Origin of the sequence: Myxococcus sp. XM-1-1-1 (assembly GCF_020037095.1) — a bacterium.
In the GTDB taxonomy this organism is placed as follows: Bacteria; Myxococcota; Myxococcia; order Myxococcales; family Myxococcaceae; genus Myxococcus; species Myxococcus fulvus.
The window spans coordinates 84,124-96,648 of the sequence record NZ_JAIQDH010000016.1 but is presented as its reverse complement, the minus strand read 5'-3'; the positions used below and the strand labels follow the sequence as shown (position 1 = coordinate 96,648).

General features: G+C 70.2%; 13 protein-coding genes. 8 read left to right on the top strand and 5 right to left on the bottom strand.

Annotated features, from left to right (window positions below; genetic code table 11):
• Positions 1–2: 2 nt before the first annotated feature.
• Complete coding sequence (locus tag K8640_RS27560) at positions 3–713, bottom strand: TetR/AcrR family transcriptional regulator (protein ID WP_223749783.1); 711 nt, start codon at positions 711–713, stop codon at positions 3–5.
• Positions 714–820: 107 nt separating this feature from the next.
• On the opposite strand from K8640_RS27560, the gene K8640_RS27555 reads away from it, so the two are divergent.
• Positions 821–1,477 (top strand): hemolysin III family protein, encoded by a 657-nt coding sequence (locus K8640_RS27555; protein WP_223749782.1) that lies wholly within the window; start codon positions 821–823, stop codon positions 1,475–1,477.
• Positions 1,478–1,526: 49 nt separating this feature from the next.
• Here the strand turns inward: K8640_RS27555 and K8640_RS27550 are convergent, their stop codons facing one another.
• The 3 genes from K8640_RS27550 to K8640_RS27540 form a co-directional block, all read right to left on the bottom strand.
• Positions 1,527–1,868 carry an HPF/RaiA family ribosome-associated protein gene (locus K8640_RS27550; RefSeq protein ID WP_046710649.1) on the bottom strand — a complete coding sequence of 114 codons (342 nt, stop codon included), beginning with the start codon at positions 1,866–1,868 and terminating at the stop codon, positions 1,527–1,529.
• A 173-nt stretch (positions 1,869–2,041) separates the two neighbouring features.
• Positions 2,042–3,043 carry a zinc-dependent alcohol dehydrogenase family protein gene (locus K8640_RS27545; protein ID WP_223749781.1) on the bottom strand — a complete coding sequence of 334 codons (1,002 nt, stop codon included), beginning with the start codon at positions 3,041–3,043 and terminating at the stop codon, positions 2,042–2,044.
• Positions 3,044–3,136: 93 nt separating this feature from the next.
• Positions 3,137–4,624, bottom strand: coding sequence for an LA_2272 family surface repeat-containing protein (locus tag K8640_RS27540; protein WP_223749780.1), 1,488 nt, complete (start codon positions 4,622–4,624; stop codon positions 3,137–3,139).
• Between the two features lie 151 nt (positions 4,625–4,775).
• On the opposite strand from K8640_RS27540, the gene K8640_RS27535 reads away from it, so the two are divergent.
• Positions 4,776–5,708 (top strand): aldo/keto reductase, encoded by a 933-nt coding sequence (locus tag K8640_RS27535; RefSeq protein WP_255653503.1) that lies wholly within the window; start codon positions 4,776–4,778, stop codon positions 5,706–5,708.
• 1 nt (position 5,709) lies between these two features.
• Here K8640_RS27535 and K8640_RS27530 read toward each other — a convergent pair whose 3' ends face one another.
• Positions 5,710–6,204: a hypothetical protein gene (locus K8640_RS27530; protein ID WP_223749779.1), complete on the bottom strand. Its 495-nt coding sequence runs from the start codon at positions 6,202–6,204 to the stop codon at positions 5,710–5,712.
• A 161-nt stretch (positions 6,205–6,365) separates the two neighbouring features.
• Between K8640_RS27530 and K8640_RS27525 the strand changes: the two genes are divergently transcribed.
• From K8640_RS27525 to K8640_RS27500, 6 genes are all read left to right on the top strand, one after another.
• Positions 6,366–6,890, top strand: coding sequence for a pyridoxamine 5'-phosphate oxidase family protein (locus K8640_RS27525; protein WP_223749778.1), 525 nt, complete (start codon positions 6,366–6,368; stop codon positions 6,888–6,890).
• A gap of 443 nt (positions 6,891–7,333) precedes the next feature.
• Positions 7,334–8,668, top strand: coding sequence for an inositol-3-phosphate synthase (locus K8640_RS27520; RefSeq protein WP_141333149.1), 1,335 nt, complete (start codon positions 7,334–7,336; stop codon positions 8,666–8,668).
• Positions 8,646–9,572, top strand: a complete 927-nt coding sequence (locus K8640_RS27515) for a phosphatase PAP2 family protein (RefSeq protein ID WP_223749777.1) — start codon at positions 8,646–8,648, stop codon at positions 9,570–9,572. Before K8640_RS27520 ends, K8640_RS27515 begins: the two co-directional genes overlap by 23 nt.
• Complete coding sequence (locus K8640_RS27510) at positions 9,565–10,809, top strand: GtrA family protein (protein ID WP_223749776.1); 1,245 nt, start codon at positions 9,565–9,567, stop codon at positions 10,807–10,809. The genes K8640_RS27515 and K8640_RS27510 overlap by 8 nt, the downstream gene beginning before the upstream one ends.
• Complete coding sequence (locus tag K8640_RS27505; RefSeq protein WP_223749775.1) at positions 10,799–11,791, top strand: hypothetical protein; 993 nt, start codon at positions 10,799–10,801, stop codon at positions 11,789–11,791. The genes K8640_RS27510 and K8640_RS27505 overlap by 11 nt, the downstream gene beginning before the upstream one ends.
• The gene (locus K8640_RS27500) at positions 11,788–12,369 is read left to right on the top strand and encodes a fused DSP-PTPase phosphatase/NAD kinase-like protein (RefSeq protein ID WP_370640399.1); all 582 of its coding nucleotides are present in this window, start codon (positions 11,788–11,790) and stop codon (positions 12,367–12,369) included. The genes K8640_RS27505 and K8640_RS27500 overlap by 4 nt, the downstream gene beginning before the upstream one ends.
• Positions 12,370–12,525: the final 156 nt, after the last annotated feature.

Genomic DNA, 12,525 nt, shown 5'->3' with positions numbered 1-12,525 from the left:
CCTCAACGCCCCGGGGACTTCGCGCGCGGAGCACTTCGCGCGGCCTTCGCCTTCGCGGGCTTGCCGTCCACCCCCTCCTCGCGCGCGGGCAGCGACGGGGCCTTGGGCAGGTGCCGCAGCCCCATCCAGCCGAGCGCCGCCACGTGACGGGCCACGCTCTCGGTGGAGAACGACTTCCCCTCGGCGGCCCACCAGTGCCCCACCTGCGTCACCATCCCGACGAGCGCGTTGGCGTAGATGGGCGCGACCTTCGATGGATACCCGGCGCGCTCGAACTCGCTGCGGAACACATCCCCCACGCGGTGGGCCAGGTCGTCGATGACGCGCGTCAGGCCGCGCCGCGCCGTCGCCAGGGGTGAATCCCGCGTCAACACCGCGAAGCCCGCGGGCTCGTCCTTCACGTAGGCCATGAACGCGAGCACCGCGCCCTCGAAGCGCCGGCGCGGCGAGCCGTCCGTGATGCTCGACGACACGCGCGCCACCAGGTCGTCCATCTCCCGCTCCATGATGGCCGCGTAGAGCCCCTCCTTCGCGCCGAAGTGCTCGTAGACGATGGGCTTGGACACGCCCGCCCGCTGCGCGACCTCCTCGATGGAGGTGGGCTCATAGCCCTTCGCCGCGAAGACCTCCCGGCCAATCTCCATCAACTGGACCCGGCGCTCGGCGCCCGTGAGCCGCTGCTTCTTCTTCACGTTGACCTCGAACCTACTCACCAGTAACTTACCCGACCGGAACCTACCCGACGGTAGGGACGCACCAAGAGGATCGCCATCATGAATGCTTCCGTCTGGATGGGTAGCGCTTCCGGCGGGGTGGCGCCATGACCGCGGCGGTGCTCGCCGGGGAGAAGCCGAAGCTGCGCGGCGTGCTGCACCAGTGGGCGGCGGCGTTCGCGGTGGGCGCGGGAATCGTCCTGGTGGCCATGGCGCCCACGTGGCGCACGGCCGTGGCCTCCGGCGCGTACGCGGTGAGCCTGGTCTCCCTGTTCACCATCAGCGCGACGTACCACCGGGTGAACTGGTCGCCGCGCGGGCGCACCTGGATGCGCCGGGCGGACCACGCCGCCATCTTCCTGCTCATCGCGGGCACGTACACGCCGGTGATGCTGCTGGGCCTGCCGCCCGAGGTGGGCAACCGCCTGATGCCGTGGCTCTACACGGGCGCGTTCCTGGGCATCCTCCAGTCGATGTTCTGGGTGAACGCGCCCAAGTGGGTGACGGCGGCGCTGGCCGTCGGCGTCGGGTGGACGATGATGCCGTACTTCGGCGACGTCTTCCGCGCGGTGGGGCTCGGCGCCACGCTGCTCATCCTCGCCGGCGGCCTGGCGTACACGCTGGGCGCGCTCGCGTATGCCCTCAAGCGCCCCAACCCCCTGCCTGGCGTCTTCGGCTACCACGAGGTGTTCCACGCGCTGACGCTCGTCGCCGCGGCCCTGCACTTCGTGGTGGTGCTGGGCATGGTGCGCGCGGCGGCATGAGCCCCCGGAGAGGGCCCCTCACGCGGACCCTCTCCGACCCACACCGCGCTCAACCGTGGCGGTGATGCGCGTGCAGCGCTCCGGTGTAGTGCTGGAGCTGTCGGCGCACGGCCTCGAACGCGTCCGTCACGGCCTGGTACGGGTCCTCGTGCGCGGCATGCTCGTCGGGGTCCCTGGCGGCGACCAGGTCCTTGCCGGGCACATGCAGGTCCACACGCACCCGGAAGTGGTTTCCCTGGTGCTTGTGTCGATGCGGCTCATCCACCACCACATGGCATCCGACGATGCCGTCGAAGAACTGCTCCAGCTTCTCCGCGTGGTCGCGGATGTGCTCGTTCAGTGCCTCGCTCGTCGCCATGCCCCGGTAGGTGATCTGCAACGCTCGCTTCATCGTCGACCTCGGGTGCTGTCCCCGCTCGTGCGGGGCTCGGGTTGCACCCCTTCTCATTGCATCCCCCCTGCCAGCACCAACCCCGCGGAATGTCAGGGGTTCGCGCGGCACGGGCCGCAGGCTTTGCGGAGGAATGGGACAGCGCGCAGAGCCTGCGGGGCGGATGGCCCCACCTACCCGCGAACCTCCAGCACGGCCGCGCCGTGGACCCGTCCCTCGCGCAGCGCGAGGAGCGCCTCGTTCGCCGCCGCCAGGGGGAACACCTGCACCCGCGTGTGCACCGGCACGCGGGGGGCCAGCGCCAGGAACTCCACCGCGTCCGCCCGCGTCAGGTTGGCCACCGAGCGCACCACGCGCTCCTCCCAGAGCCACGCATAGGGGAACGTGGGGATGTCGCTCATGTGGATGCCGCCGCACACCACCACGCCGCCCTTGTCCACGGCGCGCAGCGCGGCCGGCACCAGGCTCCCCGAGGGCGCGAAGAGGATGGCCGCGTCCAGCGGCTCGGGGGGAATGACCTCCGAGCCTCCCGCCCACTCGGCCCCCAGCTCCCGGGCGAAGGCCTGCCCCGCCTCGTCACCCGGACGCGTGAAGGCGAACACCCGCCGCCCCTGGTGACGCGCCACCTGGATGAGCAGGTGCGCCGCGGCGCCAAAGCCATACATCCCCAGCCGCGCGCCCGCGCCCGCCATCCGCAGGCTCCGATAGCCGATGAGCCCCGCGCACATCAGCGGCGCCGCGTGCACGTCATCGAGCCCTGGCGGCAGCGGGAAGCAGAACGCGTGATGCGCCAGCGTGTACTCCGCGTAGCCGCCATCCATCTGGTAGCCGGTGAAGCGGGCGAAGTCGCAGAGGTTCTCGCGCCCGGAGACGCAGAAGCGGCACTGGCCACACGTCCAGCCGAGCCAGGGGACCCCCACGCGCGTGCCCGGCTCCAGCCCCAGCACCTCGGAGCCCACCTCCACCACGCTCGCCACGATTTCGTGGCCGGGAACCACCGGCAGCTTGGGGCGGGGCAGCTCACCGTCCACCAGGTGCAGGTCCGTGCGACACACCGCGCAGGCCCTCACGCGCAACAGCACCTCCTGCGGCCCCGGCTGGGGGATGGGCCAGCGCTCCTCGCGCAGCGGCTGTCCCGGCGCGTGCAGCGCCATCACGCGCATGGTGCCTTCCATGGGCCCGCCCCCCGGACTGCCCACCCCAGGTGAGCGCGTCCGAGGGGAACATGGGGCGGGCCCTCCACGTCGGGAAGCACCCGCCCCTCCCGCTCAAATCTGCACGCCCGCGAGGATGCCCGGCCAGGTGCGCACGATGGTGCGCCCGCTGTCGGAGACCTCCCGCCACTCCGGACCGATGCCCAGGTCCTTCCACGGGTCGCTCCCGTTCCAGGTGACGAGCGTGTTGGCGCTGACGCCGCCGAACACCGCGAAGCGCTTGGACAGCTGCCAGCCCGCCATCACCCGCAGCTGCCCGAGCACGTGGTTCGTGTCGTCGTCGAAGTCGAACAGCCGGTTCGCGTGCACGCTGGAGCCGAGCAGGTCCACGTCGAAGAAGAACCGCCCCGCGGGGATGTGCCCGCCCACGCCCGCGCCCAGCGTGTAGCGCCGCCGCTCTCCGCCCATCGGCGGGTTCAGGCCCACGGTGAACAGCGTGTACAGGTGACGTCCGCCCAGCTTCACGCCCACGTTGGTCAGCGCCACGTCGCTGGCCCACACCTGCACGTGCGCCTGGCCGTTGCCGACGAAGCTCAACAGGCCCACCGACTCGCCCTCCGTCTCACCCGCGAAGTTGAGCAGCCCCACCTGCGCGCCGTCCATGTGGCGCGCCACGTTCACCAGGCCCACCTGCGCGCCGTCCACGTCGCCGCCCACGTTGATGATGGACACCTGCGCGCCGGCCAGCCTGCTCGCGTAGCTGACGCCCGACGACATCTGCAGGCCCGTCAGCTCCGAGGCCACGTTGACGCCCGCCGCCATCTGCACGCCGCGAGACACGCCGCGCGCCACGTTCGCGCCCACCGCCATCTGCAAGCCATTGAGCGTGCCCCCCGCCAGGTTGCCGCCCACCGAGAGCTGCGCGCCCACCACGTTGGCGCCCGCCACGTTGGCGCCCACGCCCAGCTGCGCGCCGTCCAGCGCCTGCGTCGCCACGTTGGCGCCCACCGTGAGCTGCGTGCCCTTCATCGTGCCGCGCACGATGTTCGCGCCCACGCCGGCGAGCAGCCCCTCCGTGTCCGCCCCCACCACGTTGCCCCCCACCGTCAGCAGCGTGCCGCTGACCGGTCCGCCCGACACGTTGACGCCCACCGAGGCGAGCACGCCGCTCGCGCCATGCGTCACCCAGTTGCCGCCCAAGGCCAGCCCCATCACCCGCACCCGCTTGGCGTGCGTGGCGAGCAGGCCGATGGACACGTCGTGCACCTGGTTCTTCTGGCTGAAGCCCGACGTGCTCAGCCCCGGGACGACGGTGAAGCTGAAGGGCACGTGGACCTCCGCCTCCTGCGAAGCCTCCGAGGCGGCCTTGGCCTCCACCTCCGTGGGCGCGTCAGCAACCGGCGCCGAGCTCCCCGCCACCGTCGTCGCCTCCACCAGCGGAGGCGGGGCCATCACCCGCTCCGCGCCAGGCCCCTCCACCAACCCCTCCCCTCCCGCCGAGGCCACGGGCGCCTGGTCGCCCGCCTTCGCCTCCTCGGCCCCCGCGGCCATCGCCACCATTGCCGCCATGACGCCCGCACACACCGAGACCTTGCGCTTCATCGCTGGACCTTCCTGAGTTGTTTCCCAGAGGGGCTCGGCCCACCTTCACGCGGGCACACGAGCCACGGTTGCTTCGCGGGAGGCTGTGACGCCCCCCTCGCGCAACGGAACACCGGTCCCACGAAATACTGTCACCCGTTAGAGTCCCGCCATGTCCCAGCCCCCCTCCCCACCCTCGCGTCGGGACGTGCTCGTCGCGGGACTCAGCGCCGCGCTGCTGTCCCCGCTCACCCACGCCGCCCAGCCTGTCCCCAAGCCCACCATGCTCACCCGCCCCATCCCCAAATCCGGCGAGGCGCTGCCCGTCATCGGCCTCGGCACCTGGCAGACCTTCGACGTGGGCGCCTCCCCCGCCGAGCGCGCCCCCTTGAAGGACGTGCTGCAACGCTTCCTCGACTCGGGCGCGCGCCTCATCGACTCGTCCCCCATGTACGGCCGCGCCGAGCGCGTGGTGGGCGACGTGCTCGCCCAGTTGCCGGACGCGCCCAGGCCCTTCCTCGCGACCAAGGTGTGGACCACCGGCAAGGAGGCGGGGCTCGAGCAGTTGGAGACGTCCGTGCGCGACATGGGGCGCGGACGCATGGACCTACTCCAGGTCCACAACCTCGTCGACTGGCGCACCCACCTGCCCGTGCTGCGCGAGTGGAAGGCACAGAAGCGCGTGCGCTACGTGGGCATCACCCACTACCAGAAGAGCGCCTTCCCGGAGCTGGAGCGCCTGTTGAAGGAGGAGACGCTGGACTTCATCCAGCTGCCCTACTCGCTCACGGACCGCGAGGCGGAGAAGCGGCTCTTGCCCGCCGCCGCCGCGAATGGCGTGGCGGTGCTCGTCATGCAGCCCTTCGCCACCGGCGACCTGTTCAGCCGCGTGAAGGGCCGCGCGCTGCCGGAGTGGGCCCAGGAGTTCGACTGCGACAGCTGGGCGCAGTTCTTCCTGAAGTTCATCCTCGGCCACCCCGCGGTGAACTGCCCGCTGCCCGCCACGAGCAATCCCAGACACGTGGCCGACAACGTGCGCGCGGGCTTCGGACGCATGCCCGACGCGAAGACACGCGAGCGCATGGCCCGCGTGCTGGACACTTGAGCTACAGCTCCGGGTCCGGCGTGTACTGCACCTCACCGGTGGCGGCGAGCACCACGCCGGTGCCCGGCTCGCCCGCGTCATCATCGCGGCCGACCTCCAGCACCTCGTCCTTCGCGTCCCACTGCCCCAGGTAGTACGAGCCGCCCGCCACCATGCACGCGCGGCCGTCCGACACCACCGTCTCCACCACCTCCTGCTTGTCGCTGGTCGCGCGCAGGAGCGTCCACGGCTTGCCGTCCTCGCGGAACTCGCGGACCATCTCCTCCAGCTCCGCGTCGCTCGGCGTGCCCTTGTCCAGGGTCTGCTTCTCCCACCGACGCCCGTCCTTCGCCGGCTGCCGCTCCTTCCACGCCCGCCCCAGCTCCAACAGCTTCTCCTCCGCCGCGTCCTGCAGCCCGTGCATCTCCTCGGGCAGCTCGATCTCCTCCAGCGCCAGCAGCGCCGTCTCAATCTGCAGCGCCTTGAGGCACCACTCGTTCCACGCGGTCTTCAGCATCGTCGCACTCGCTTTCCATCCCCGGACACGGCAACCACCCCGCCACCGTGAGGGCTCTCCACGCCCACTACCACACCGCCCGCCTGCCCTGGCGCCATCCAGCCGGCCCCACCCGCCCCGGCCTCCGGACACTGCCTAGTTTTCAAGGTCAGGAGGCAGCCATGAGCAAGAAGCAGGAGCAGGGCACGCGAGGCGCCGTCGAACACCTGGGGCAGCTCATCCACGGCATCAAGGTCGCCATGATGACCACGGTGGATGCCGACGGGAGCCTGCACAGCCGTCCCATGTGGACCCAGGACCATGACTTCGACGGAGAGCTCTGGTTCTTCACCCGCGAGCACTCGCACAAGGTGGACGAGGTGGAGCAGGACCACCACGTCAACGTCTCCTTCTCCGACCCCGCGCGCGAGCGCTACGTCTCCGTCAGCGGCCGCTGCCGGCTGGTGAAGGACCCACGCAAAGTTCGCGAGCTGTGGAGCCCCGCGCTCAAGGCCTGGTTCCCCGACGGCATGGATGATCCCGAGCTCGCGCTCCTGTGCGTGCGCGTCGAGCGCGCCGAGTACTGGGACACCCCCTCCAGCCGCATGGTGCAGCTGGTCGGCATGGTGAAGGCCGCGCTCACGGGCAAGAGCTACGCCCCGGGCGACCACCAGTCCCTGGTGCTGGGCGACCCGCGCTCCCATTGACACTTGGGGTTGCGCCACGGCGACATGGGCGCCATGACAGGCCCGCAGCCGACTGTTGGCTCGCGGGCCGTCCCACACCCCTCGAAGGCTTCCCCCACCCCTCGACACTCACCCTGTCAGTTCACCCCGGGTCCTAGCGACCCCGGACCTACCCTCCACGCCCATGGAAGGTCAGGTAGGTGTCATTTTTCTCACGACGTGGTGTTTCTCTGACAGGCGCGTTCGCGGCGGCTTGTACCTGGGCCTGCGCTGATCCATCAGTCCGCGCCACACCGTGGTAACCAGCCTGCCCCACATCACGTTGAAGTCACGAACGCTTTAGCGTATCAACCATCCGCATCCGAGATTTTCCGCAAACCCCACGGCATCCAGTCGGTGCGCAGCGGCAAGTCCGAGAAGACTCACCACAGGGCGGCCCCCCGCCCCCCTTAAGGAACCCCACGATGGAGAACAAGAAGTCGGTCACGAAGCCCGAGGGCAGGCTGGCGGTGCTGGTGCCCGGGCTGGGCGCGGTGTCCACGACGCTGATGGCGGGCGTGGAGCTGGCGCGGCAGGGCAAGGGCGCGCCCATCGGCTCGTTGACGCAGATGGGCACGGCGCGACTGGGCAAGCGCACGGACGGACGGACCGTGAAGCTGGGCGAGCTGGTGCCGCTGGCGGGCCTGGGTGACGTGGTCTTCGGCGCGTGGGACATCATCAGCGAGGACGCGTACCAGGTGGCGGTGCGCTCCGGCGTGCTGCACGACAAGCACCTGGAGCAGGTCAAGCCGTTCCTGCAGGGCATCAAGCCGAAGAAGGGCGTGCACGACCCCGAGTTCGTCCGCCGCATCGAGGCCAACCACACCAAGTCCACCAAGACGCATCGCGAGAGCGTCGAGGCGCTGCGCCAGGACATCCGGGACTTCATCAAGGAGCTCGGCGCCACCCGCGCGGTGATGGTGGTGTGCAGCAGCGTGGAGACCTTCCGTCCGCTGCCCGAGGCGTTCAAGACGCTGGCCGCCTTCGAGAAGGCGCTCGACGAGAACAGCCCGGACATCAACCCCACCGCGCTCTACACCTACGCGGCCATCAAGGAGGGCGTGCCCTTCGCCAACGCCACGCCCAACGCCAGCGTGGACACGCCGGCGCTGCAGGAGCTGGCGAAGCAGGCGGGCGTCCCCATCGCGGGCCGCGACCTCAAGAGCGGCCAGACGATGATGAAGACGGTCATCGCCCCCGCGCTCAAGGCCCGCATGCTCGGCCTCGAGGGCTGGTTCTCCACCAACATCCTCGGCAACCGCGACGGCGAGGTGCTCGACGACCCCGCGGCCTTCAAGGCCAAGGAAGTGACGAAGTCGAGCGTGCTGGACACCATCCTGCAGCCGGAGCTCTACCCCGAGCTGTACAGCAAGTACTCGCACAAGGTGTCCATCCACTACTACCCGCCCCGCGGCGACGCGAAGGAGGGTTGGGACAACATCGACATCATCGGGTGGCTCGGCTATCCGATGCAGATCAAGGTCAACTTCCTCTGCCGCGACTCCATCCTGGCGGCGCCGCTCGTGCTGGACATCGCGCTGTTCCTGGACCTGGCCAAGCGGCTGGAGTGGCGGGGCATCCAGGAGTGGATGTCCTTCTACTTCAAGAGCCCCATGGCGCAGCCGGGCCTGCCCGTCGAGCACGACCTGTTCATCCAGCTCACCAAGCTGAAGAACACGCTGCGCGTCGTGGCCGGTGAGGAGCCCATCACCCACCTCGGACTCGACTACTACGGGGATGACCTCCCGCTCGCTCGCTAAGACTCCGGCGTTCATCTGGCTCGTCACCCTGTTGGCGATGGGCCATTTGATGCTGGTGACGGCCACCGGTCGGCTCCGGTGGGACCACGTCGCGGCGGACGCGGCGCTGTTGGGGGTGGCCTGGGCGGGCCCCCGCACGCGCCGCTTCCTCTTCGGTGGGTTCCCGCTGTGGTTGACCGGCATGCTGCTGGACAGCCAGGGGCTCTGGCTGTTCCTGCGCGGCCCCATCCATACAGGTGACTTGTGGGTGTGGGAGACGCAGTGGTTCCCCGCCCCCGGCGGTGTCAACTGGCCCCAGTGGTGGAGCACGCGCTCGAACGTCGTGCTGGACCTGCTGTGCGGCTTCGCCTACGCGGCCTACCTTTACGAAGTCTTCCTGATGGCCATCTTCTTCTTCGTGAAGAAGGACGCGCGCTTCGAGAAGCTGTGCTGGGCCTTCCTGGTGGTGAACGCCCTGGGCGTGGTCACCTACCTGCTCTATCCGGCCGCGCCGCCCTGGTACATCCTGGATTACGGCCCGGGTCCCGCCAACCTGGCCGCCCTGCCCAGCCCCGCGGGCACGGCGCGCTTCGATGCCCTGTTGGGCATCAACTACTTCGCCGGCTTCTACGCGCGCAATCCCAACGTGTTCGGAGCCATGCCCTCGCTGCACGCAGCCTACCCCTTCATGGTGATGCTGTTCGTGTGGAGGGATGGGTGGAAGTGGCGGGTGGGCACCGGGGCGTTCGCCCTGCTCGTCGCATTCTCCGCCATCTATCTGACGCACCACTATGTCCTGGACGTGCTCGCGGGCCTCGCCTTCGCGCTCGCGGCCTTCCTGGCGGTGGAGCTCGCGTTCTCTCGCAAGAGCGCGCCCATGACTGTTTCGATGCCGCTGACACCTGGAGGGGACACCCGTGCTTGAGAACCTGGTTGCCTGGTTGACCGGAAACCTGTCTCCGTCGGCCCGCATCTGGACCGCGCTGGGCCCCGCCATCCTCGCCTGTGTGTACTTCCTGGGCGGCCTGCTCATCTTCTGCATCCGCGTCGCCTTCAAGGGCGTGCCGCGCGACGAGGAGACGCTCAAGCGGGGCAATGCGGGCTTCGTGGGCTACTTCCTGCGCCACTACTTCTTCTGGGTCATCCAGCCGCTGTGGGCCGTCATCCTGCGCTCGGGGCTGCCGGCCAACGCGCTGTCGATGCTGTCGGGCCTGCTGGGCATCTCCTCGGGCGTGGCGGTGGCGGCGGGGCGCTTCGCGCTCGGCGGCTGGCTGTTCCTGGCGGCGGGCATCCTGGACGTGATGGACGGGAGAATCGCCCGCACGCGCAAGGAGGCCAACCCCGCGGGCGCGGCGCTGGACTCGGTGCTGGACCGGTACGTGGACTCGGCGATGTTGATGGGCCTGGCCTGGTACTACCGGGACACGTGGGTGCTCCTGCCCGCGCTGGGCGCGCTGCTCGGCTCGTCGCTGGTGCCGTACGTGCGCGCCAAGGGCGAGGGCCTGGGCGTCAACGTGCGCGACGGCGCGATGCAGCGGCTGGAGCGCGTGCTGTTCCTGGGCGCGGGCACGGCGCTGTCGCCCATCCTCGAGGCAGTGTTCTGGCCCGAGGAGAAGCACCCCATGCACTGGATGGCGGTGGTGGGCCTGGTCTTCGTCGCCATCATGAGCAACCTGACGGCCATCTCCCGGTTCAGGAACCTCGTGAAGGCGCTGGCGCCGAAGCGCCAGGAGGCGCGCTCGGAGAAGGCGATTGTGAGCCTGAACGCGGCGGCGGGCGCCATCGCGACGGTGGCGGACTTCGCGGTGGTGCTGGCGCTGGTGGAGTGGATGGGCCTGCTGCCCGCGTGGGCGACGGTGCTGGGCGCGCTGCTGGGCGCGGTGGTGAACTACTCCATCAACCGGGTGCTCACCTTCCGCAGCACGGCCGCGGTGGGCCGGCAGATGATGCGCTACGCGGTGGTGAGCGGGACGAGCGCGCTGCTCAACGCGGGCGGCGTGGCGCTGCTCACGTTGCATCCGCAGCTGGCGTACACGCTGGGCTGGTGGCTGGTGCGCGGCGTGGTGTACTTCGCGTGGAACCTGCCGCTGCAGCGCGACTACGTCTTCAACGACACGAACTCGTCGGACGCGCTCATGGAGCAGCGCCCCCATGCGGCGTGAGGGACGGTCCCAGGTCCTGGGACTCCTGCTGACGCTGCTGCTGCCCACCGTGGCGGCGGCGGGCGCGGCGCTGGAGCCCACGCTCTCCCCGAGCGACAACTACGGGGAGAGCTTCACCTTCATCGGGGACCTGGAGGACGGCACCTTCGTGCTGGTGCAGTTGCAGGTGACGAACATCGGCCCGGGCTCGCGCACGGGCATCTGCCGGGCGACGGTGCTCAAGCCGGGGCAGCGCGCGTGGACGCCGCAGAAGAAGGTGGGCGCGAAGGAGTGGAGCTATGACGCGGCCACCAGCACCTTCCGGGTGGGAGCGTGCTCGGCGCGCTCCGCGGACGGGGTGACGAAGGTGGAGGCGGGACTGGAGGGCGGGCGGGTGGTGCTGGAGTACGCGGCGCAGGTGGAGCCGCGCTCGCCGGAGGGCTCCGAGGTGGAGGTGGGCAGCGCGCGCTACCGTCACGAGGTGACGCTGGCGTTCAGCCCGCTGAAGGCGACGGTGCAGCAGCCCAAGGGCGCGGCGGTGACGCTGTCGGGCGGCGGGTACGCGGACCACACGCGGTCCACCATTCCCCCGGGGAAGCTGGCGCGGCGGTGGGTGCGCTTCCGGGCGCTGCGCGACGGTGGCGAGCGGATGGTGTTGCTCGCGCGCGAGGGACAGGACGGTGAGTTCGGCCCGGTGTACTCGTGGACGGAGGGTGGCGCGCCGAGCGCGATGGAGTCGTTCACGCTCAGCCGCGAGGGCGCGAAGGAGCGCAGCGTGTGGACGGTGGACGTGTTCGGCGGCGATGGCGCGAAGGCCATGGTGCTGAAGTCCACGTCGCTCCTGCAGCGCAGCGCGCCCGTGGAGGAGCTGGGCATGCTGGGTGGGCTCATCAAGCCGGTGGTGGGCTCGCCGGTGACGTACCTGCACCGGGCGGTGCTGGAGCGCTCGGGGAAGACGCCGGTGGCGGGGCTGATGGAAGTGACGCTCGAGGGTGATTTGTGAGCGTGTCGTTGTTGCGGGACGTGCACCACGTGCCGGGGGTTCGAGGCTGGGTGCGCAAGCAGGTGCTGCGCTCGGTGGCGCGCTGCGTGGAGTGGACCACGAAGCTGCCGGGCCAGGGCCTCAACGTGTCGCAGGTGAACGAGTGGCTGCACGTGGGCGGCTCGGTGTCGCCGTCTCGGTACGCGGAGCTCAAGGCGCGCGGAATCACGGCGGTGATTGATTTGCGCGCGGAGCGGGTGGACGACGCGAAGGCGCTGGCGGCGCTGGGCATCGAGCTGCTCAACCTGCCGGTGACGGACCGGTATCCGCCGACAGTGGAGCAGCTGGTGCAGGGTGTGGAGTGGGCGCTGCCCCGGCTGGAGAGGGGCGGGCACCTGTATGCGCACTGCGAGCACGGTGTCGGGCGTGGGCCGCTGATGGGATTGGCGGTGATGGTGGCGAAGGGCTGGGAGGCGCCGGATGCGTACCGCGCGCTGAGGAAGGCCCGGTGGCAGTGCACGTTGAATGACCGGCAGCTCGGCGGCCTCGCGGACTTCGTCACCGCGTGGGTGGCCCGTCGGTCCGGGCGCGCGGCGTAGCTGCGGCTCGTTGTCTGACGGATGGCGTGGGGTGTCTCGGACACTCGATGCCTGACGACGGTCGTGCCTTCCACGAGAGGACACTCGAGGGCGAGGGGTCTGCGCTTCGCGGAGGGGGGATTCCTACGCTGGAGGCATGGCGCGGCGGGCGCTCGA